Raw genomic sequence first — 20,602 nt, forward strand, 5'->3', positions numbered from 1 at the left:
TCGGCACACTGCACGGCATGACACCGCCACGCAGTTCCTCCTCCTCGATCAGCACATCCGCACCGACCCCCGTCTGGAGGAACCGCCCGTGAGCACCGCCGAGCGCCCTGCCCTGGAGCAGTCCCGTCACCTGGCCACCGAGATCCCCGGCCCGCGCTCGCGCGAGCTTGCCGCCCGTCAGGCCGCATCCGTCCCGGGCGCCCTCGCCCCGACCATGCCGGTCTACGCGGCCCGCGCGTACGACGGCATCCTCGAGGACGTGGACGGCAACCGCCTCATCGACCTCGGCTCCGGCATCGCCGTGACCTCCGTGGGGGCCGCCGCCCCGGCCGTGGTGGAGAACGTGCAGTCCCAGGTGGCCGAGTTCACCCACACCTGTTTCATGGTCACCCCGTACGAGGGCTACGTGGAGGTGGCCGAGCGCCTGGGGGAGAAGTCCCCGGTCCCGGGCGAGACCCGCACCGCCCTGTTCAACTCCGGCGCCGAGGCCGTGGAGAACGCCGTCAAGGTGGCCCGCGCCTACACCGGCCGCCAGGCCGTCGCCGCGTTCGACCACGCCTACCACGGCCGCACCACTCTCACCATGGCACTGACGGCGAAGCAGATGCCGTACAAGCACTCCTTCGGCCCCTTCGCCCCCGAGGTCTACCGCGTGCCGGGCTCCTACCCGCTGCGCGACGGCGGCCTCGACGGCGTCGCCGCCGCCCAGGCCACCATCTCCGCCCTGGAGAAGCAGATCGGCGCGGACTCCCTGGCCGCCGTGATCATGGAGCCCGTCCAGGGCGAAGGCGGCTTCATCGTCCCGGCCGAGGGCTTCCTCCCGACCGTCGTCGACTGGTGCCGTGAGAACGGCGTCCTGTTCATCGCGGACGAGGTGCAGTCCGGGTTCGCCCGCACCGGCACCTGGTTCGCCTGCGAGCACGAGGGCATCGAGCCGGACCTGATCACCACCGCCAAGGGCATCGCCGGCGGCATGCCGCTGTCCGCCCTCACCGGCCGCGCCGAGATCATGGACAGCGTCCACGCCGGCGGCCTCGGCGGCACCTATGGCGGCAACCCGGTGGCCTGCGCCGCTGCGCTCGGGGTCTTCGAGACCATCGAGTCGCAGGGTCTGATCGAAGCGGCCCAGAGGATCGAGCAGGTCATCCGCGGCCACTTCGAGCAGAACGCGGACGACCGCATCGGCGAGGTCCGCGGCCGCGGCGCCATGATGGCGATCGAGTTCGTGGACCCGGCCACCGGCGCTCCCGACGCCGAGCTCTGCGGCGCGGTGGCCAAGGCCGTCCGCGAGACCGGCGTCATCCTGCTCACCTGCGGCACCTACGGCAACGTGGTCCGCTTCCTGCCTCCGCTCACCATCTCCGAGGAGCTGCTGCGCGAGGGCCTGCAGGAGGTCACCGACGCCCTCAAGGCCGTCTGAGCCGCCCTGACCGCCGCCTGCCCTGACGGAGGCTCCCCGACGACGGACTGTCGCCCTCTGACGACGGCGACAGTCCGTCGTCGTCACGGCAGCACTTGGCGCCCGGCCCCGGCGGGCACCGAGCGCCACCGGCGGGCCGGGACGATGTGAGCGCTGCCATGGCCGTCGCCGACGCCCGGAGGCTAGACTTCCCCCTGTTGCGCTGAGGGCCACGGCCGATGCCCGCCGTTCTGCATCTGCGCACCGGCTTTCCCCGACCCACTGGAGCTCCTGCGTGTCCGCACACCGTCCGCCGCACGGCCTGATCGGCCGCCGCACCCTGCTGACCTCCCTCGCCGCCGCCTCGGGCCTCGTCCTGTCCGGCTGCGCCCAGGGCGGACGAGGTTCCACCACCGGTGCAGCCGTGGCCTCCCCGAGTTCCCCCGAGTCCTCGAGCTCCCCCGCCCCCTCGACCTCCCCCGCCCCGACCTTCGCGCCGGCCCGCCCCATCGAGGCCGGCGACGAGGCCTTCGTGGCCGTGACCGCCGCGTCCATGTGGACCGAGCCGGGTCTGAACCGCCAGGGCGTAGACGAGCCCTCGATGGGCCGCCCCGTGGACCTGGCCGCCTGGAACGACCGCATGCCCGACTACCAGTCCCGCTACTGGCTGCTCGGCAAGCTCGACTCGCAGGCCCTGGTCGGCTCCCCGGCGGACGTCCTGGAGATCGCGAACGGCTGGGCGAAGGTCTCCTTCACCGAGCAGCCCGCACCGCACCGCGACGAGGGCTTCATGACCGGCTGGGTGCCGGCGGTCCAGCTCGTGCACGACGAGCGCTTCGCCCAGCTGCGCGAGGAGCACGACACCGTGGTGGTCACCGCGGACAAGGCCACGGTGACCTCTGCCGCCGGCGGCGGCGAGGACCTGCTCGCCGTCTCCTTCGAAACCCGCCTGCCGCTGCTCGAGAAGAAGGACGGGCACGTGCGCGTGGCCCTGCCGGACTCCGAGGACGGATGGCTGTCCGAGGAGGCCGTGAAGGTTCTGAAGCGGGGCGAGAAGCTCCCCACCCCCACCGCCGAGCAGATCATCGAGACCGGCACGCGCTTCCTGGGACTGCCCTACCTGTGGGCCGGAGCCTCCTCGTACGGCTTCGACTGCTCGGGCTTCACCTACTCGATCTTCCGCCACCACGGCATCGACATGCCGCGCGACTCCGGCCCGCAGCTGCGCGAGTCCGGCTTCCCGTCCGTGGAACGTGAGGACTGGCAGCCCGGCGACCTGCTGTTCTTCTCCTTCCAGGCCGATCCCGACCGCATCCGCCACGTGGCGGTGTACGTCGGCGACGGCAAGATCCTGCACTCCCCCGAGTCCGGCAAGACCATCGAGATCGTCACGGTGGCCTCCTACGACACCGGCAACACCTACGCCGGCGCCGTGCGTCCGCCCCTGGCGACGGCTTGACCGGCCCCGCCGAGAGACTCCTCTCCCCTCCCCTCCCGTCTCCGGACTGGAACGACGACGGGCCCTCGCCTTCGGCTGGAAGGCGAGGGCCCGTCGTGGTGGACGATGCTCAGATCACTGGGACCCGAGCCGGCACTCAGGGCTGCACGTAGTACATCTGCTTGTTGACGAACTCGTCCATGCCGAGCGGTCCCAGCTCACGGCCGAAGCCCGAGCGCTTCACGCCGCCGAACGGGATCTCGGCGCCCTCGCCGGCGGGGGTGTTCACATTGGCCATGCCCACCTCGAGCTGCGAGGCGATCCTCTCCGCGAGCGCCTCGTCCTGCGAGAACACCGCGCCGCCGAGGCCGAACGGGGTGTCGTTGGCCAGGTCGAGGGCCTCCTCCGGGGAGGACACCTTGTAGACGACGGCCACCGGGCCGAAGAGCTCCTCGCTGTAGGCGTCCATGTCCTTGGTGACGTCGGTGATGACGGCCGGGGAGAACAGGGCTCCGGCGCCGTCGGCGAGCTCGCCGCCCACGTGCACGGTGGCGCCCTGCTGCCTGGCCTTCGCCACCTGCTCCGCCAAGGTCTCTGCGGCGCCGCGGGAGGACAGCGGCAGGTAGACGGTCTCGTCCTCGGAGGCCGGATCGCCGGGAGTCATGGCGGAGGCGAGCTTCACCAGCTCGGCCACGAACTCGTCGTAGATGTCCTCCGCCACGATCATGCGCTTGTTCGAGTTGCACGCCTGGCCCTGGTTGTACATGCGGGTGCCCCAGGCGGTGGCGGCGGCCGCGGCCACGTCCTCCGTGTCCAGGATGACGTAGGGGTCGGAGCCGCCGAGCTCGAGCACGGCCTTCTTCAGGTGCCGGCCGGCCTGGGCGCCGATCATGGCGCCGGCGCGCTCGGAGCCAGTGAGGGAGACGCCCTGGATGCGCGGGTCCGCGATGAACTCGGAGATCTGCTCATGGGTGGCGAACACGTTGGTGTACACGCCGGCCGGCACGCCGGCGTCGTCCATGATCTTCTGCACGGCCAGGGCCGAGCGGGGGCAGATCTCCGCGTGCTTGAGCACGATCGCGTTGCCGAGCATCAGGTTCGGGGCGGCGAAACGGGCGATCTGGTAGTACGGGAAGTTCCACGGCATGATGCCCAGCAGCACGCCGATCGGCAGGCTGCGGACCATGGCGCGGCCGCCGGCGAAGGACTCGATCGGTCGGTCCTTGGACAGCTCGGCGGCGTTCTTCACGAAGTAGCCGAAGATCTCCGCGCTGAACTCGGCCTCCTCGACGCCCTCGGACAGGCGCTTGCCCATCTCCTCGGCGATGATCTGCGCGAGCTCGTGCTTGCGCTCGTCGAACAGGTCGGCGACCTTCTGCACGATCGTCCCGCGTTCGTTCACGGACAGGGCGGCCCACTCGCGCTGGCCGGCCACGGCGGTGGCGAGAACGCCGTCGATCTCGGAGTCCTGCAGGGAGTCGAAGGTCTCGACGACCTCGTCGGTGGCCGGGTTGTGCACGCGGTATCCGGTGGCGGTGGTCATGGGGTGTCTCCTCTCCTCGGGTGCCCCTCATTCTGTCCTGTCCTGCGCTGTGCGTCACACCGGCGTGGCGGCGACCGGTCACACGCTCCGCGAAGGCCGGCACCGCCTCGGTGCGGGCGGCCGTCCGGGAACTGGACGCACAGCACTGAGGCGAGGCGCCGTGCCGACATCGTCGGGATCGGCCCGTCCGAGTATCGGTGCGCGGCGATCGAGACCGCTCTGACGCAGACCAACCCGTGGCCATCAGCAACGCAGGGCAGCCACCGAATCACAAGGCCCCCTCACGACAAGAGCGCCCTGATGCCGTCGGCGAGAATCTCGTGCGGGCTGATGTGGTGCCTCGCGTGGAGCCGCGCGTAGGTAGGGGCCTGGTCAGGATCGATGGCGACGCGCTTCTCGTCAGACGCCACGGGCGCAGTCATGGAGGCGCCGATCACCAAGTTGGACAACATGTAGGCAGTTCCCAGTGGATCCGAGGCACCCGCACGTTCGAGCAGGATGCACATCCGCTCGGAAAGGGCCAGGTATGCCGGGCCCCTGGGCGCGCGCATGCCGATGACCTGGCCGGCCCAGCGGTGAGCCGTGAGGTGCTCGAAGAAGGCGTGCATCAAGGAGGGCAGGTCAGCGTTGCGGATCGATTCGGACATCACGGGATCGTCCGCCAGCGCGGTGTCGAGAGCAAGGTCGAACAGGTCGTCGACTGATTCCACGCGGGAGTACAGGCTGGCTGGCGCAACACCCACCCGTTGCGCCACAGACCGCAGGGTGAGGGCCTTCAACCCGCCTTCGTCCAGCAGACTCACGGATGCCCTTGCCACCTCCCCGATGTCCACCGCACGGAGGCGTTGCACAGGTTTGCGGTGCGCCCAGTAGCTCACCCCGCCAGCCTAACCACACACGCTTCAGGCAGCTATCCGTTCTTTGTTAGGTTTAGCGCATGCTGGATGCCACCACCCTCCCGATCACCTTGGAGAACACTCGCCTACGCCCCCTCTCTGAGCAGGACGCAAACGCGTACGCAGCCGGCACCAAGGATGACGCCGTGCGGCGCTTCGGCCACCTGCCCGAACCTGACTACACCCCCGAGTCCGTGCGGCGGATGATCCGCGAAGAGGTCGCGGCTGGCCTGTCGTCCGGCACCCTTGCAGTCCTCACACTTGCCGACGCCGAGACGGAACGGTTCGTCGGCTCCGTGGTGCTCTTCGACGTCAGCTCCGAGGCTGCCGAGGTCGGGTTCTGGATTCATCCCGATGCACGCGGCGAAGGGCACGCTCGTCGGGGCCTGGAGTTGGCATCGCGCTTGGCGCACAACAGTGGGCTTCAATCCTTGACGGCACGCACACTCCCGGAGAACAAGCCCTCCCAGCGGTGCCTGACGAACGCCGGGTTCCGTGAGGTCGAGCGGCGCGTGGGGACCACGCCCGCAGGACAGCAGGAGGAGTTGTTCCATTACCGGCGCGATCTGGCGCCCGGCACCCAGTGGCCGTTGGTGACGCAGCGGCTTCGGCTCCGACTGCACGAGGCAAGTGATGCCGAATGGCTTCACGAGCTGTACTCGCGACCCGAGGTTGCCCGCTACCTGCTGGACGAGCCGTGGACCGCGGAAGTCACCCGCGACAAGCTCGCCGAGCGCCTGGCGAAGATCGACATCGATGGCGAGACTGGCGCGCTTGCGCTGGTCATCGAGCATGACGGCGTCCCGATCGGAGACGTCGCGTTGTGGCTCACCGATCACGAGCACCGTCAAGGCGAGATCGGGTGGGTTCTCGACCCGGCGCACGGGGGGCAAGGTTTCGCCAGCGAAGCCGTCCGAGCAGTACTCGCCCTCGGGTTCGACCACTACCGGCTCCATCGCATCACCGCGCAGATGGATGCCCGCAACAGCGCCTCCGCAGCACTCGCTCGCCGCATCGGGCTCCGACTGGAAGCGCATCACGTCCAGGACTGGTTCAGCAAGGGCGAATGGACGGACACCCTTGTTTACGCGCGACTTGCCTCCGAGCACATGCGCCAATGATCGGGAGTCGGACTTTCATGCGGCCTACTCTTCCTCTATCTGCCAGGCATCGGTGAAGCATCCCGGGATGCGTTCCGAGTCGAAGCAAGAACGAGCTGAGCATGTCCAAGAAAAGCAGTCCTCCAGCTTGCTGACCGGGACGTACGTATGGTCGACGACCGTCCAGCCCGCTAAGACGGTTCCGCGCAGCATCGATCCGCGCCCTCGCCGGTGCAGAACGTCTGTGTAGAGAGGCGAGCCCACGCCCGGTGAGGCTCAGAACTCAGGGCACGCGACCGTCGTCGGGAGTCTGGCGGGAGTCCAGCGTCTTCTGGAGCAAGACGAGGTCCAGCCACCGGCCGAACTTGCAGCCGACCTGCGGCAACCGGCCGGTCTCGATGAATCCGAGGTGTTCGTGCAGGCGGATCGAGCCCGCATTGCCGGACTCGACGCCGGCGACCATCACGTGCACGCCGGCATCCCGTGCGGACTCCACGAGGTCCTCCAGGAGGCACCGGCCCAGGCCGCGGCCACGCTGGTCCTCGCGCACGTACACGGAGTGCTCCACGGTGTGCCGGTAGCCGTCGAAGGCACGCCAGGGCCCGTAGGTGGCGTAGCCGACGACCTCGCCGTCCTGCCCCTCGGGCGCGTCCACGGCCACGCGGACGGGCAACCCGGCCCGCTGCCGGTCGGCCATCCAGGCGACGCGATTGTCTGCGTCCACCGTGGCGTCGTTCCAGATGGCGGTGGTGTGCTCCACGGCGTGGTTGTAGATGGCGGCGATCGCCGCGGCGTCCTCGGGGCGGGCGTGGCGCAGGTGCATGGCGGCGGGCCTTTCTGACGGCCAGGGTCAAGGCGGGCAAGACGCCTCAGAGTACGCCCGACGACGCTCCCGCGCCTCCGCCGTCGACGTGCGGTCCGCCGTGTGGTCGGCGCACGAGAAAGGGCCCGGAGGGTGCGCTCCGAGCCCTTCGTCTGGTGGAGGTAAGGGGATTCGAACCCCTGACCTTCTGCATGCCATGCAGACGCGCTACCAACTGCGCCATACCCCCAGATCGAGGCGTCCTCCAGCCGATCTCTCGCCCGAACGACTCGAGAACTATAACCAGTACTCGAGAGCCGATGCAAATCGGCGGAGCCGCCACAGGCACGGCAACGGGCGATGCCCGTCAGTGCCCGCAGCCAGTGTTCCCCAGTGGCGGCGTGCCCGTCAGGCCCGCCCGACGAGGCGGGACGGCGTGTGCCAGAGGACGTCCCGCAGCCAGTCCTCCCCCAGCCCCCAGGAGGACAGTGCCTGGAGCTGGTGGTGGTAGCCGTAGGGGATGGTGGGGAAGTCGCTGCCCAACACGACCTTGCCGGCGGCCCGGCGCATCAGCTCAGGGAAGTCCTCGGGCGTGGGGACCAGCTCCTCCATGTAGTCGGTGCCGACCATGGTGGTGTCCAGGTACACGTTCGGGTGCTCACAGGCGAGGGCGGCGAACTCGCGATACTCCGGCATGCCCGCGTGGGCGATGACCAGCACGAGGTCCGGGTGACGTTCCACGAGCCGGGCGATGCGCTCCGGACCGGTGAACTCCCCCGGGTGCGGACCGGAGCCGCAGTGGATGACCACGGGCGTGCGCGCAACGGCGATCCTGCGCCACACCGGCTCGAGCAACGGGTCCACCGGGGAGAACGCGCCGACCTGCACGTGCACCTTGAACAGGCGCGCCCCTGCCGCGAGCGCCTCGGCCACGTAGGCGTCAGCCTCGGGCTCCGGGTAGAAGGTGGCCGAGTGGATCGCGTCCGGATGCTCCGCCGCGAAGGCGCAGGAATACTCGTTCAGCCAGGCGGCCATGCCCGGACGGTGCGCGTAGTTCAGGGTGCCGTAGGCGGTCACGCCCAGCTCGCGCAGGATGCGGACGCGCTGCTCGTCGTCGAACCGATAGGAGACGGGCCAGGCCGGCAGACCCTGCTCCGGGAGCGCGTCGAACACTCCCCACACCTTGCGCTGGACGCTCTCCGGCATGAAGTGCACGTGCAGGTCCACCAGACCGGGCAGGCCCAGGTCCTTCAGGAAGGCGGGGACATCGGCATCCCGTGCTGGGGCGAGGCCGGCAAGCGGCGAGGCAGGTGACGTGCTCATGGTCACACCCTACGTGCCCGGCCTCTGGGCCTCGACCTCACGAGGAACCAGATGACGGCAAAGGGCCCGGATCCTTCGATCCGGGCCCTTCGCTGTGGTGGAGGTAAGGGGATTCGAACCCCTGACCTTCTGCATGCCATGCAGACGCGCTACCAACTGCGCCATACCCCCGAAAAAGGGTGTTTCCACCGCGTTCGCGGAAGGTTCCCCGTCCGTTCGTCGCGCTGGCAACTCGACTACTGTACACCGGACCCGACGGAGCGGCCAAATCGGCGCCGTGCACGACTCAGACGTTGTAGCCGCGCAGCTGCCAGCAGCCGTCCACGATCCGCCGTGACGCGGGCCCGCCGGCGGCACAGTCACCCTCGAACACCACAGCGCGGGCGTTCTCGATCCGCTCGAGCGCGGCGAAGTCCTCGCCTTCGGCGCCGAGCAGCAGCCCGACGGCCGAGCGCAGGACCCCGCCATGGGCGACGACCAGCAGGACCGGGGCCTGCGGGGCACGCTCCCCGGCTCCACGCGCCGGGGTCCAGGCCGGTGGCACGTGCTCACCGAGGGCGGCCAACACGCGCTGACCGCCTGCCCGGAGGGTCTCCCCGGCCACGGGACCGGCGTCCAGGTCCGGGGTGCCGCGCCAGGCCTCGTGCTCAGCGGGCCAGCGCTCGGCGATCTCGGCCAGGCGCAGCCCCTCCCAGTCCCCGCCGTACAGCTCCATGAGGTCCGGGTCGAGCGTGAGCTCGACGTCTCCGACGGCGGCCTCAAGGACGATCTCCGCGGTGCGACGGGCGCGCGTCAGCGGAGAGGCCACGGCCACCAGCTCGTCGGCGTCCTCGAGCGCACCGGCGAGGAACCGGGCGACGGCGGCGCGGGCCTGGCGCTGCCCCGTCGCGTTGAGGTCGACGTCCGTGCGGCCCTGGTAGCGGTCCTCCGCATTCCAGTCCGTCTCACCGTGTCGCAGCAGGATCAGACGCACGGGCACAGCCGATCAGTCCCTGGTGGGCTCGGCCGGGTCCTCGGGCTCGGGATCGCCCGCCGACGCCGGGGAGGCGTGGCCCTCCAGCTGCAGGTCGATGGACGGCGAGTCCTTCCAGAGGCGGTCGAGGGCGTAGAACTCACGGTCTTCGGCGTGCTGCACATGCACCACGAAGTGGCCGTAGTCGAGCAGCACCCAGTGGCCGTCAGAACGTCCCTCGCGGCGGATCGGCTTCAGCTGCTCCTGCTTGAGGAGCTCCTCCTCCACGCCGTCCACGATGGCGTTGACCTGACGCTCGGTGGCGCCGGAGGCCACGAGGAAGGCGTCGGTCAGGCCGAGTCGCTCGGCGACGTCGAAGGCGACGATGTCCTCGGCGAGCTTGTCCTCGGCGGCACGGGCGGCCACGAGCAGGGCGGTGCGGGTGATCTCCGGAACGGTCATGGATCTCCTTCGGAAGTGGTCGGTGGGGTACGTCGGGCAGACGGCGGAGGCCGTCGCGGACGACGAGGCGAGCCGGTCAGCGACGGCGGGTGCCGTCGTCGTGGACTCGGTCTGCCTCGCCCCCTGAGCCGTCTGCCCGGTGCCCGGTGCCGCTCGGAGCGGCCCTGAGGTAGAGCCGGTGCTTGTTGATGTACTGCACCACACCGTCCGGCACGAGGTACCAGACGGGGCGGCCGGCCGCGACGCGCTCACGGCAGTCCGTGGAGGAGATCGCCATGGCCGGGATCTCCAGCAACGAGATGTCGCCCTCCAGACCGTAGTCCGTCAGGCTGTGGCCCGGCCGGGTCACGCCGACGAAGTGCGCGAGGTCCCAGACCTCGTCGATGTCCTTCCAGGTGAGGATCTGGCTCAGCGCGTCCGCGCCGGTGATGAAGAACAGCTCCGCCTCGGGTCGCTGGCGGCGGATGTCCCGCAGCGTGTCCACCGTATAGGTGGCGCCCGGACGGTCGATGTCCACGCGGGAGACCGTGAAGCGCGGGTTCGACGCGGTGGCGACCACGGTCATCAGGTAGCGGTGCTCGGCCGGCGAGACGTCCCGTCCGGCCTTCTGCCACGGCTGGCCGGTGGGCACGAACACGACCTCGTCGAGCTCGTAGCGGGCCGCCACCTCGGACGCGGCCACCAGGTGACCGTGGTGGATCGGATCGAAGGTGCCGCCCATGATCCCCAGGCGGAAGCGCCGCTCCCCCGGCCCGGGTGCGACAGCGCCGCCCACGGACGCGGAGGCGTCGGCGGACGGCGTGTTCGGGTGCGTGTCGTTCACGTCGGAAGACAACGCCGCCGCGGCCCCCGGGGCTCGAGGGGAACGCCCGGGGCCGCTGCGGCAGCGGTGTCAGCGGCCGTGACCCTGGGCCTGGTGGGAACCGTGGCCTTGGGCCTCGTGGCCGTGCGGGACGACCTCGTCGCCCGGCTCCGACGGGCGGATGCCCACGGAGCGCATGCCCATGATGCACAGCAGCATGAACATCAGGCTGACGAACACGATGATGCCGTACCACGGCGCCGGGATCGGCAGCTCGTTGACGACGTGGTGGCCCTCGCCGGCGGCCAGGACGATGGCGGAGTTCAGCATTCTCGCTCCTCGGTGCGATCGGATGAGCGCGCCGGACCGTGCTGACGGCGGCGCAGGGGCGTCGGAACCAGTCTAGCCCGGAATCAGCGCCGGATCTGGCCGTCGCCGCGCAGGATCCACTTCGTGGTGGTCAGCTCCTCCAACCCCATGGGGCCGCGGGCATGCATCTTCTGGGTCGAGATGCCCACCTCGGCGCCGAGGCCGAGCTCGCCGCCGTCCGTGAAGCGGGTGGACGCATTGACGATCACCGCGGCGGAGTCGATGTCCTGCACGAACCGGTCCGCGTTGGCCAGGTCGTTGGTCACGATGGCCTCGGTGTGGCCGGTGGAGTACTGCGTGATGTGCTCCACCGCTTCCGCCAGGGAGCCCACGGTCTTCACGGCCATCTCCATGTCCAGGTACTCGGTGGCCCAGTCCTCGTCCGTGGCCTCGACCGGGTCCACGGCGTTGTCGCCGCGGTCCGATCCCTGCGGCATGAGCGTCATCGCCTCGGCGTCGGCGTGCAGGCGGACGCCGAGACGGGTGAGGGCCCGCAGGACCTCACGGGAGGCCTCCTCGGCGCCGCGGTGCAGGATCAGGGTCTCGGCGGCGTTGCAGACGGAGGTGCGATGGGTCTTCGCGTTCACGGCGATGTCCACGGCCATCTGCACCGGGGCGGACTCGTCGATGAACAGGTGCACGTTGCCCTCGCCGGTCTCGATGACCGGGACGCGGGACTCGCGGACGACCCTCTGGATGAGGTCGCGGCCGCCGCGCGGGACGAGCACGTCCACGGCCCCGTGGGTGGTCATCAGGGCCGTGACGCCCTCACGCCCCAGATCGTCGATGCCCTGGACGAGGTTCGGGTCGAAGCCCTGGTTCTCGATCGCCTGGCGCAGCACCGCGATGAGGGTCGTGTTGGTGTCCTTTGCCGCCGAGCCGCCACGCAGCACCACGGCGTTGCCCGACTTCAGCGCGATGCCGGCGATGTCCACGGTGACGTTCGGACGGGCCTCATAGACGGCGCCGACCACGCCCATCGGGACGCGGGTCTGCTGCATGCGCACGCCGTTGGGGAGCATGCGACCGCGGACGACGACGCCCACCGGGTCCGGCAGGGCGGCGAGGGCCTCGACGGCGGTGGCCAGGCCCTCCAGGCGGTCCTTGTCCAGGCGAAGACGGTCCAGCAGGGCCTCGGAGGTGCCGTTCTCGCGCCCCCGCTCCACGTCCTTCCCGTTGGCCTCGAGGATCACGGTCGAGGAGGCGCGCAAGGCGTCCGCGATGGCCTGCAGGGTCTCGTCCTTGCGGGCGCGGCCGGCGGTGGCGAGCTCCGGGGTGGCCGCGCGGGCGCGGCGGGAGATCTCGAGGATGGCGTCGACGGTCTTGTTCTCTGCGTTCTGGTTCTCGGTCATGTCTGTCACCCTTCGTCGATGGCTGCGGATGAGGATGTGCGTTCGGTCTTGATCGGTGCCGGCCGGCGGGCGTGCCCGCCCGCCGGATCAGCGGTAGGCGGAGTGCGAGGGAGCGAGCTTCACCCGGTCGTCGGCGTGGACGACGACGCCGTCGTAGCCGGCTCCGAGCTCCTCCTTGAGGGTCTCGGTGGAGCGGCCGAGCATGCGCGGCAGCTGCGAGGAGGAGTACTGGACCATGCCGCGGGCCAGCACCTTCCCGTGGGAGTCCGCGATCTCCACGACGTCGCCGGAGGTGAATTGGCCGCTGAACTCCGTGATGCCGGCGGCCAGGAGGGATCGTCCGTTCTCGATGACGGCGCGGACGGCGCCGTCGTCCAGCACCAGCCGCCCGCGGACCTCGGCGGTCAGCCCGAGCCAGGCGGCGCGCGCGGAGCGGCGCCGGCCGGCGACCTCGAACCAGGTGCCGACGTCCTCGCCGGCGAACGCGGCCGCCGCCTTCGGGGCGGAGGTCAGAAGGGTCGGGATGCCGGTGGTCGCGGCGATGCCGGCGGCGTCCACCTTGGTGACCATGCCTCCGGTGCCGACGCCGGCCGAACCCGGGGTGGCGACATCGACGCCGGCAAGGTCCTCGTCCGAACCGACCGAGTCGATGCGGCGCGAGTCGGGCTTCGACGGGTGGCCGGTGTAGAGGGCGTCCACATCGGAGAGCAGGACGAGCAGGTCGGCCTTGACGAGGTTGGCGGTGAGGGCGGCCAGGCGGTCGTTGTCACCGAAGCGGATCTCGCGGGTGGCCACGGCGTCATTCTCGTTGACGATCGGCATGACGTCCAGGGTGAGCAGCCGGGCCAGCGCACGGTGGGCGTTGATGTACTGGCCGCGGCGCATGAGCTCCTCCGCGGTCAGCAGCACCTGGGCCACGGTGGTGTCGTAGCGGCCGAAGGACTGCGAGTAGTAGGCCATCAGGCCGCCCTGGCCGACCGCGGCGGCGGCCTGCTGGGTCGCGGTGTCCTTCGGGCGGCGGGCCAGGCCGAGCTGCGGGAAGCCGGCGGCGACCGCTCCGGAGGAGACCAGCACGACCTGGGTGCCGCGCTCGCGGAGCGACGCGATCAGGTCGACGAGCGCGTCGATGGCCTCGGTGTTCAGGCCTTGGTCCGTCGTCAGGGAGGAGGAGCCGATCTTGATGACCACCCGGCGTGCGTCCTGGAGGGTGTCCCTGGTGGTGACCGGGTTCGTCTTCGGTTCTCCGGGCGCACCTCCGGTGGCGGGGGTGGCGTAGCGGTACACGACGGTCTTGCGGTCGGCCATGTGCGGTGGACTCTCCTCGGTGTCTCGGGGGCGGTGGTCGTTCGGCGGCCGGGTCGCCGACCGGGAGCTCCCCCGCGCCGGCCGCCCGGAAGCGGTGGAGGGGGTCAGTCCTCGTCGTCGCGGTCGTAGGTCTCGGTCCAGATGCCTGCGCGGCGCTCGGCCTCCATCTCGGCGCGGGTGGCCGCGCGGGCGGCCTTGCGGCGGTCCTGGTCCTCGCGCTTCTCCTGGCGGGTGGCGCGCGTGCGCTCCTCCAGACGGATGTCGGAACCGCGGGGGCCGGCGAGCAGCTCGGCACCGGTGGAGATGGTGGGCTCCCAGTCGAAGAGGACTCCGGTGGAGTCGTCGCCGATCACGACGGCGTCGCCGGGCTTGGCGCCGGCCTTGAACAGGCCGTCCTCCACGCCCAGGCGGTGCAGACGGTCGGCGAGGTAGCCGACGGCCTCGTCGTTGGTGAAGTCGGTCTGGGCGACCCAGCGCTCGGGCTTCGGGCCGCGCACGCGGAACAGCGGCAGCAGGTTGCGCTCCTCGCGGCGGATGTCGAACTCATGGTTCTGACCCTTCCTGGCGCGGCGGCGCGGCACCTCGACCGGCGCGGCGTGCTCCGGCTCGGGCTCCTGGGCGCGGGCGGCCTCGACGAGCTCGGCCATCGCGTACTTGAGGGCGTCCAGGCCCTGGTGGGCGAGCGCGGAGATGTCGAAGACGCGCAGGCCGCGCTCCTCGAGCTGCGCCCGGACCAGGTCCGCCATGTCCGCGCCGTCGGGAAGGTCGGTCTTGTTCAGGGCCACGAGGCGGGGGCGCTCGTTGAGCGGGACCACACCAGCGCCGCCCTGGGCGAAGACGGGCTCCACCGCGTAGGCCTCGAGCTCGGCTTCGAGGGCCTCGAAGTCGCTGACGGGGTCACGGTCGGACTCGAAGGTGCCGCAGTCCAGCACGTGCACCAGCGCGGCGCAGCGCTCGACGTGGCGGAGGAACTCGAGGCCGAGGCCCTTGCCCTCGGAGGCGCCGGGGATCAGGCCCGGCACGTCGGCCACGGTGTAGCGGACGTCGCCGGCCTGCACCACGCCGAGGTTCGGGACCAGGGTGGTGAACGGGTAGTCGGCGATCTTCGGGCGGGCCGCGGAGAGTGCAGCGATGAGCGAGGACTTCCCGGCGGACGGGTAGCCCACCAGGGCGATGTCCGCAACGGTCTTGATCTCCAGGACCACGTCCCGCTGCTCGCCGGGCAGGCCGAGCAGCGCGAAGCCCGGTGCCTTGCGCTTCCTGGAGGCCAGCGCGGCGTTGCCGAGGCCGCCCTGGCCGCCGGCGGCGGCCGTGAAGGTGGCGCCCTCCCCCACCAGATCCGCGAGGATGTTGCCGTCTGTGTCCTTCACCACGGTGCCGTCCGGCACCGGCAGGATCAGGTCCTGTCCATGCTTGCCGGAGCGGTTGTCGCCCATGCCGGGGCCGCCGTTCTCGGCGGAGCGGTGCGGCGCCTGGTGGTATCCGAGCAGCGTGGTGGTCTGCGAGTCCACGACGAGCGTGATGTCGCCGCCGTTGCCGCCGTCGCCGCCGTCTGGGCCGCCGAGGGGCTTGAACTTCTCGCGCCGCACGGAGACGCAGCCGTGGCCGCCGTTGCCGGCCGTGAGGTGCAGGACCACGCGGTCCACGAAGGCTGCCATGTCGGACGTCCCTCCTCGGGTCAGGGGCGGTGCGCGGAGACCGCGCTGCGGGTACGGAGTCGGCCGTGGCCGTCCGTGGGGCCCGAAGGGCCCGGGTACGCCGACGGCGGAGGCGGGTCGTGAGTGGTGTCAGCGACCCGCCCCCGCCGGGGCGTCTGTGCGGCCGCGGGCCGGTGTCATCTCACCGATCTGCGGGCCGACGGAGTCTGTTCAGCCGAGGGTCACTCGGCGGCCGGGACGATGTCCACGACCTTGCGGCCGCGGCGCTGGCCGTAGGCCACCGAGCCGGCGGACAGGGCGAACAGGGTGTCGTCCTTGCCGCGGCCCACGTTGTGGCCCGGGTGGAACTTCGTGCCCCGCTGGCGGACGAGGATCTCGCCGGCCGAGACGACCTGGCCGCCGAAGCGCTTCACGCCCAGGTACTGCGGGTTGGAGTCACGGCCGTTCTTCGAGGAACTGCCGGCCTTCTTCTGTGCCATTGCTGTTACCTATCCTCTCGGATGCTATCGAGGTGCCGGTCCTGCGCGGGGCAGGCCTCAGGCGATCTCGGTGATCTTGACCGTGGACAGCTCAGAGCGGTGACCCTGGCGCTTCTTGTAGCCGGTCTTGTTCTTGTACTTCTGGATGACGACCTTCTTGCCACGGGAGTGGGAGACGACCTCGGCGGTCACCTTCACACCGGCGGCGTCGGTGCCTGCCTTGACCTTGTCCCCGTCCACCAGCATCAGAGCGGGCAGCTCGACGGAGCCACCGGTCTCAGCGGCAACGCGGTCAAGGGTAACGAGGTCGCCGACGGCAACCTTCTCCTGGCGGCCGCCAGCGCGGACAATCGCGTACACCACTTGGGACTCACTTCTCTCGACGTTTCGGATTGACTGTGTCCACGCCTGCTTCTCGACCGCACGTGCGGCTCCGAAATTCCGAACCTCGCCGCCGTGTGCGACGGGCATGCGGGAGCCAGCTGGCGGTGAACACCGAGTGACCATCATACGCGGTCACGGTTCACCGGACAAATGTCCGCTCCGGCGGCGTGGCGACCGGAGCGGACACCGGCTCAGCGGTGGCGGACGATGTCCTCCGCCTTGACGCCCACGCCCAGCATCACCGGGGCGGAGGTGGCCTCCTCCTTCTTCGCCGGGGCGCCGGCGGTGGCGGTGAAGGTGGCGCCGCCGGAGGCCTTCTGGTCCTCGACGGTGCTCACCGCGGAGCCGGCAGAGCCGGACGAGACGGCCCGGCGGGAACGACGACGCGGCGCCGGCTGCTCCCGGCCGTCCGCCGCGGACCGGTCGTCGGCCGCATCCCGGGCGTCGGCGGATGTGGACTTCGTCTCATTCGGCTCGGAACGGCGGCGCGAGGCCGACTTCTGCTCGAGGGCGTCCTCGAGGGCGGAGAGGTCCTTGGCGCCCTCCTCCGTCGCGGCACGGCGCCCGCCGCGACGGCGCGGCACGGAGACCGGCTCGCCGTCGAAGGTGATCACGGCGTCGTCCGTCGGACCGGCCTGGGCGGCCTCGCCCTGCCCGGCGCGCTGCTGCACGGCATCGTCGCGGCCCTCGGCCTTCGGTTCGGCGTCCTTGCGCTCCGCGTCCTGGCGGCCGGTGTCCGCGCGATCGCGGCCGTCGGACTCGGAGTCGTCCTGCTCCTGGTCCCGGCCCTCGCTGCGGCCCTCACCGCCACGGCCCTCGCCGCCGCGGCCGCGGCGGCGTTTGCCGCGCCGCTTGCGGCGCGAACGGCCGGAGGACTGCTCCTGTCCGGAACCGTCCTGTCCGTCGGAAGCATCCGGTCCGTCAGAACCGGCCGACGCGGTGGCGGGCTCGGTCGGGGCGGCGGTGTCCTCCGCTGCGGAGGCGGTGCCGTCGTCGACGGACTTGCCGGAGGCCTTGGCGATGGACTGGAGCGCGGCCCGCGCGGCGGCGGCCCGCTCCTGACGCTGCTTCTCCTCCTCGGAGACCTCGGCGTCGGCGGAACCTGCGGTGTCCTTCTGAGCGGCGTCGCCGTCGTGCTGCTGTCCGCCGCTGCCGCCTCGCCTCTTCCGGCGACGACGGCCGTCGCCCTCGCCGCGCGGCTCGCCGTGGGAGTTGTGGGAGCGGTGGCGGTCCACAGGCTCGTCCTGGATCAGGATGCCGCGTCCGGCGCACTGCTCACAGGTCTCCGAGAACACCTCGACGAGGCCGGTGCCCATGCGCTTGCGCGTCATCTGCACCAGGCCCAGCGAGGTCACCTCGGCCACCTGGTGCTTGGTGCGGTCCCGGCCGAGGCACTCGACCAGACGACGCAGCACCAGGTCCCGGTTGGACTCGAGCACCATGTCGATGAAGTCGATGACGATGATGCCGCCGATGTCCCGCAGGCGCAGCTGGCGGACGATCTCCTCAGCGGCCTCCAGGTTGTTCTTGGTGACGGTCTCCTCGAGGTTGCCGCCGGAGCCGGTGAACTTGCCGGTGTTCACATCCACCACGGTCATGGCCTCGGTGCGGTCGAACACGAGCGATCCGCCGGAGGGCAGGTACACCTTGCGCTCGAGCGCCTTGTGGAGCTGCTCATCGATGCGGTGGGTGGTGTAGAGGTCCTCGCCCTCGTGGTCCTCCGGCACCCAGTGGTGCAGACGGTCCAGCAGGTGCGGGGCCACGTACATCACGTAGGCCTCGATGTTGTCCCAGGTCTCCTGACCCTGCACGAGCATCGCGGAGAAGTCCTCGTTGAAGACGTCGCGGACGGTCTTGATGGTCAGGTCCGGCTCCGCGTACAGCAGCTCCGGGGCCAGCACCTTGGTGCCCTTGGCCTTCTCCTGGATGCCCTCCCACTGGGCGCGCAGGCGGTTGATGTCGTTCTGCAGCTCCTGCTCCGAGGTGCCCTCGGCCGCGGTGCGGACGATCACGCCGGCGTCCTGCGGCAGGTGGTCCTTGAGGATCTTCTTCAGGCGGGAACGCTCCACGTCCGGGAGCTTGCGGGAGATGCCGGTCATCGAGCCGCCGGGCACGTACACGAGGTAGCGGCCGGGCAGGGAGACCTGGCTGGTCAGACGGGCGCCCTTGTGGCCCACCGGGTCCTTGGTGACCTGCACGAGCACCGAGTCGCCGGACTTCAGGGCGTTCTCGATCTTCTTCGGCTTGCCGTCCAGGTCGGCGGCGGACCAGTCGACCTCGCCGGCATAGAGCACGGCGTTGCGGCCGCGGCCGATGTCCACGAAGGCGGCCTCCATGGACGGCAGCACGTTCTGGACCTTGCCCAGGTACACGTTGCCGATCATCGAGTCCTGCGTGGTGTGGGAGACGAAGTGCTCGGCGAGCACACCGTCCTCCAGCACGGCGATCTGGATGCGCTTGTCCCGCTGACGGACCAGCATCTTGCGGTCCACGGACTCGCGACGGGCAAGGAACTCGGCCTCGGTGATGACCTGACGGCGGCGGCCCCCGGCGCGGGAGTCGCGGCGGCGCTGGCGCTTGGCCTCCAGGCGGGTGGAGCCCTTGACGCTCTGCACGGCGTCCGTGGCCTTCACGGAGGCCTGGCGCGGGGCGCGGACACGGGTCACCGTGTTCTCCGGGTCTCCCTCCTCTCCTCCGTCCAGCTCCATGTCCACCGATCCGCGGCGACGCTTGCGACGACGGCGCGAGGTGGTGCCCGTCTCACGCTCCTCGTCCCGGTTCTCCTCGCCGGAGTCCTCGGACTCGACGTCCTCGCCGTCGGCGTCGGCGCCGGGCCCGCCGTGGTCCGTGCGGGAGCCACGGCCCCGGCCCCGGCGACGGCGGCGGCTGCGTCCGGACTCCGGCGACTCGTCGTCGTCCTGGTCGTCGTGGTCGTCACGCCCCGCTTCGTCCTTCTCCTCGTCGCGGTCCCCGCGGCGAGGCTCCGAGGCGGTGAGGGTCGGGATCAGGTCCTCCGGCACGGCGAACGGGTCCGACGGGTCGAAGGTGAAGGTCTGGGCGGTGGCGGCCTGCTCGGCCGTGGTCTCCGCTGCCGTCGGCGCGATCGCCGTCTCCGCGGTGGTCTCGGCGGGTTCCGCCGTGGTGGTCTCGGGGGTGTTCTCGGCTGCCATTGCAGCTCCTCCTGCCGCCGGACGGTGCCACACCCACCGTGCCGGAGGCGTCCAGGTCTGCCGCCCCGACGCGTTGCCCCCGGTGCCGGTCCCGAAGGGCCACGGGGTGCGTCGCGGAGCAGACGCCAAAGTCCTGTGGTGAACCGGCGGGCCGCTCGTCTCAAGACTCCTCGGCTGCCCCGTCCGGAACCACTGGGTCGTCCTGGCCGGTTCCGCCGGTGTCCGTTCCAGGTCCGCGCGCTGCGGGGCGAGTCGATGCCCCACGCGCTGCGTGGACCGGGTCGGACTCTTCCGACCCCGGTGCGTCGGCGGCGACCTGGCCGGTCGCCCAGAGGAACGCGTCCGCGGTGTGGCCACGGTGCGTCCGCGAATGATTCTCTCACACGCCGACACGTGAGCCAGAGCTCGTGCGCCCCGGGCCTAGACTGCCTGCCATGGACCGCACCAGTTCTGCCGCAGCCACCGCCGCTGCACCGGTCGCCCACGACGCCACCGCGCTCACGCCGCGCGGCACCGCCCCGTCCCCGGACGAGCGCGGCGCCCTCGCCCGCCCGCGCGGCATCGCCGCGATGCTGCTGATCACCTCGCTGGTCGCGCTCGCGGCGACGATCATCATCATCGTCGAGCGCGCGCTCCTGGCGGTGGACCCGAACCACCGCACCAGCTGCGACCTCAACCCCTGGATGTCTTGTGGCAAGGTGATGCAGTCCTGGCAGGCCGGCACCTTCGGCTTCCCGAACACCTACGTCGGCATCGTGGGCTTCTCCGTGCTGATCACCGTGGCCGTGTCCCTGTTCGCCGGCGCCCGCTTCGCCCGCTGGTACTGGCTGCTGATGAACCTCGGCATCCTCGCCGGCCTCGGCTTCGCCGTGTGGCTGTGGTACGCGGCCGTCTACCAGATCAACACCCTCTGCCTGTACTGCATGATCGTCTGGGCCATGGTCATCATCCAGGCCGTCATGGTGACCTCCGCCACCATCCAGAACGGTCTGATCCCCGCCTCCGAGGGCCTGCGGTCCAGGGCGCGCGAGTTCGCCTGGCCTGTGGTCGTCCTCCTGTACCTCGCGGTCGCGGCCTCGATCGTCCTCCGCTTCGGGCTGGGCGTCCTCGGCCTCTGAGCCGCCCGCGGCGGACCTGTACGACGACGGGCCGTCGCCTTCCGTACGGA

18 protein-coding genes and 2 tRNA genes are annotated in these 20,602 nt (G+C 70.8%); 4 read left to right on the forward strand and 16 right to left on the reverse strand.

Annotated features, from left to right (window positions below; translation table 11 throughout):
* The first annotated feature begins 88 nt into the window (after positions 1-88).
* The gene (gabT, locus tag HMPREF2863_RS06740) at positions 89-1,420 is read left to right on the forward strand and encodes a 4-aminobutyrate--2-oxoglutarate transaminase (protein WP_070638984.1); all 1,332 of its coding nucleotides are present in this window, start codon (positions 89-91) and stop codon (positions 1,418-1,420) included.
* A gap of 274 nt (positions 1,421-1,694) precedes the next feature.
* Complete coding sequence (locus HMPREF2863_RS06745; RefSeq protein ID WP_083315281.1) at positions 1,695-2,858, forward strand: C40 family peptidase; 1,164 nt, start codon at positions 1,695-1,697, stop codon at positions 2,856-2,858.
* 136 nt (positions 2,859-2,994) lie between these two features.
* Here HMPREF2863_RS06745 and HMPREF2863_RS06750 read toward each other — a convergent pair whose 3' ends face one another.
* Both HMPREF2863_RS06750 and HMPREF2863_RS06755 read right to left on the reverse strand, forming a co-directional pair.
* Positions 2,995-4,380, reverse strand: a complete 1,386-nt coding sequence (locus tag HMPREF2863_RS06750) for an NAD-dependent succinate-semialdehyde dehydrogenase (protein WP_070638986.1) — start codon at positions 4,378-4,380, stop codon at positions 2,995-2,997.
* A gap of 281 nt (positions 4,381-4,661) precedes the next feature.
* Positions 4,662-5,183, reverse strand: coding sequence for a TetR/AcrR family transcriptional regulator (locus HMPREF2863_RS06755; protein ID WP_070638988.1), 522 nt, complete (start codon positions 5,181-5,183; stop codon positions 4,662-4,664).
* Between the two features lie 134 nt (positions 5,184-5,317).
* Between HMPREF2863_RS06755 and HMPREF2863_RS06760 the strand changes: the two genes are divergently transcribed.
* Positions 5,318-6,397 (forward strand): GNAT family N-acetyltransferase, encoded by a 1,080-nt coding sequence (locus tag HMPREF2863_RS06760; RefSeq protein ID WP_070638990.1) that lies wholly within the window; start codon positions 5,318-5,320, stop codon positions 6,395-6,397.
* A gap of 262 nt (positions 6,398-6,659) precedes the next feature.
* Here the strand turns inward: HMPREF2863_RS06760 and HMPREF2863_RS06765 are convergent, their stop codons facing one another.
* The 14 genes from HMPREF2863_RS06765 to HMPREF2863_RS06830 all read right to left on the reverse strand — a co-directional run bounded on the left by HMPREF2863_RS06765 (position 6,660) and on the right by HMPREF2863_RS06830 (position 19,467).
* Positions 6,660-7,199, reverse strand: coding sequence for a GNAT family N-acetyltransferase (locus tag HMPREF2863_RS06765; RefSeq protein ID WP_070638991.1), 540 nt, complete (start codon positions 7,197-7,199; stop codon positions 6,660-6,662).
* Positions 7,200-7,352: 153 nt separating this feature from the next.
* Positions 7,353-7,428: transfer RNA gene (locus HMPREF2863_RS06770), tRNA-Ala, on the reverse strand.
* A gap of 158 nt (positions 7,429-7,586) precedes the next feature.
* Positions 7,587-8,501, reverse strand: a complete 915-nt coding sequence (locus tag HMPREF2863_RS06775; protein ID WP_070639008.1) for an amidohydrolase family protein — start codon at positions 8,499-8,501, stop codon at positions 7,587-7,589.
* A 95-nt stretch (positions 8,502-8,596) separates the two neighbouring features.
* Positions 8,597-8,672: transfer RNA gene (locus HMPREF2863_RS06780), tRNA-Ala, on the reverse strand.
* Positions 8,673-8,787: 115 nt separating this feature from the next.
* Complete coding sequence (locus HMPREF2863_RS06785) at positions 8,788-9,474, reverse strand: histidine phosphatase family protein (protein ID WP_070639010.1); 687 nt, start codon at positions 9,472-9,474, stop codon at positions 8,788-8,790.
* A 12-nt stretch (positions 9,475-9,486) separates the two neighbouring features.
* Positions 9,487-9,915: a ribosome silencing factor gene (gene rsfS, locus HMPREF2863_RS06790; protein WP_067190228.1), complete on the reverse strand. Its 429-nt coding sequence runs from the start codon at positions 9,913-9,915 to the stop codon at positions 9,487-9,489.
* Positions 9,916-9,991: 76 nt separating this feature from the next.
* The gene (nadD, locus tag HMPREF2863_RS06795; protein ID WP_255218010.1) at positions 9,992-10,690 is read right to left on the reverse strand and encodes a nicotinate-nucleotide adenylyltransferase; all 699 of its coding nucleotides are present in this window, start codon (positions 10,688-10,690) and stop codon (positions 9,992-9,994) included.
* A 117-nt stretch (positions 10,691-10,807) separates the two neighbouring features.
* Positions 10,808-11,047, reverse strand: a complete 240-nt coding sequence (locus tag HMPREF2863_RS06800) for a hypothetical protein (protein ID WP_070638993.1) — start codon at positions 11,045-11,047, stop codon at positions 10,808-10,810.
* A gap of 83 nt (positions 11,048-11,130) precedes the next feature.
* Positions 11,131-12,438 carry a glutamate-5-semialdehyde dehydrogenase gene (locus HMPREF2863_RS06805; RefSeq protein ID WP_067190222.1) on the reverse strand — a complete coding sequence of 436 codons (1,308 nt, stop codon included), beginning with the start codon at positions 12,436-12,438 and terminating at the stop codon, positions 11,131-11,133.
* 87 nt (positions 12,439-12,525) lie between these two features.
* Positions 12,526-13,743: a glutamate 5-kinase gene (gene proB, locus HMPREF2863_RS06810; protein ID WP_070638995.1), complete on the reverse strand. Its 1,218-nt coding sequence runs from the start codon at positions 13,741-13,743 to the stop codon at positions 12,526-12,528.
* A 104-nt stretch (positions 13,744-13,847) separates the two neighbouring features.
* Positions 13,848-15,401: a GTPase ObgE gene (gene obgE, locus HMPREF2863_RS06815; protein WP_070638996.1), complete on the reverse strand. Its 1,554-nt coding sequence runs from the start codon at positions 15,399-15,401 to the stop codon at positions 13,848-13,850.
* 221 nt (positions 15,402-15,622) lie between these two features.
* Complete coding sequence (gene rpmA / locus HMPREF2863_RS06820) at positions 15,623-15,880, reverse strand: 50S ribosomal protein L27 (protein WP_067190216.1); 258 nt, start codon at positions 15,878-15,880, stop codon at positions 15,623-15,625.
* A 57-nt stretch (positions 15,881-15,937) separates the two neighbouring features.
* Positions 15,938-16,243 (reverse strand): 50S ribosomal protein L21, encoded by a 306-nt coding sequence (gene rplU, locus HMPREF2863_RS06825; RefSeq protein WP_067190214.1) that lies wholly within the window; start codon positions 16,241-16,243, stop codon positions 15,938-15,940.
* Positions 16,244-16,455: 212 nt separating this feature from the next.
* On the reverse strand, positions 16,456-19,467 hold the full coding sequence (locus HMPREF2863_RS06830) for an Rne/Rng family ribonuclease (RefSeq protein WP_371327625.1): 3,012 nt from the start codon (positions 19,465-19,467) through the stop codon (positions 16,456-16,458).
* Between the two features lie 401 nt (positions 19,468-19,868).
* Here HMPREF2863_RS06830 and HMPREF2863_RS06835 point away from each other — a divergent pair, with 401 nt between their 5' ends.
* Positions 19,869-20,552: a vitamin K epoxide reductase family protein gene (locus tag HMPREF2863_RS06835; RefSeq protein ID WP_083315283.1), complete on the forward strand. Its 684-nt coding sequence runs from the start codon at positions 19,869-19,871 to the stop codon at positions 20,550-20,552.
* Positions 20,553-20,602: the final 50 nt, after the last annotated feature.

It is taken from the genome of Micrococcus sp. HMSC067E09, from assembly GCF_001812555.1.
Classification (GTDB): Bacteria; Actinomycetota; Actinomycetes; order Actinomycetales; family Micrococcaceae; genus Micrococcus; species Micrococcus lylae.

Coding starts and splice junctions, on each gene's coding strand:
- HMPREF2863_RS06750 (WP_070638986.1), bottom strand. CDS start 4,380: ATGACCACCGCCACCGGATACCGCGTGCACAACCCGGCCACCGACGAG.
- HMPREF2863_RS06760 (WP_070638990.1), top strand. CDS start 5,318: ATGCTGGATGCCACCACCCTCCCGATCACCTTGGAGAACACTCGCCTA.
- HMPREF2863_RS06765 (WP_070638991.1), bottom strand. CDS start 7,199: ATGCACCTGCGCCACGCCCGCCCCGAGGACGCCGCGGCGATCGCCGCC.
- HMPREF2863_RS06775 (WP_070639008.1), bottom strand. CDS start 8,501: ATGAGCACGTCACCTGCCTCGCCGCTTGCCGGCCTCGCCCCAGCACGG.
- rsfS (WP_067190228.1), bottom strand. CDS start 9,915: ATGACCGTTCCGGAGATCACCCGCACCGCCCTGCTCGTGGCCGCCCGT.
- HMPREF2863_RS06800 (WP_070638993.1), bottom strand. CDS start 11,047: ATGCTGAACTCCGCCATCGTCCTGGCCGCCGGCGAGGGCCACCACGTC.
- HMPREF2863_RS06805 (WP_067190222.1), bottom strand. CDS start 12,438: ATGACCGAGAACCAGAACGCAGAGAACAAGACCGTCGACGCCATCCTC.
- proB (WP_070638995.1), bottom strand. CDS start 13,743: ATGGCCGACCGCAAGACCGTCGTGTACCGCTACGCCACCCCCGCCACC.
- obgE (WP_070638996.1), bottom strand. CDS start 15,401: ATGGCAGCCTTCGTGGACCGCGTGGTCCTGCACCTCACGGCCGGCAAC.
- rpmA (WP_067190216.1), bottom strand. CDS start 15,880: ATGGCACAGAAGAAGGCCGGCAGTTCCTCGAAGAACGGCCGTGACTCC.
- HMPREF2863_RS06835 (WP_083315283.1), top strand. CDS start 19,869: ATGGACCGCACCAGTTCTGCCGCAGCCACCGCCGCTGCACCGGTCGCC.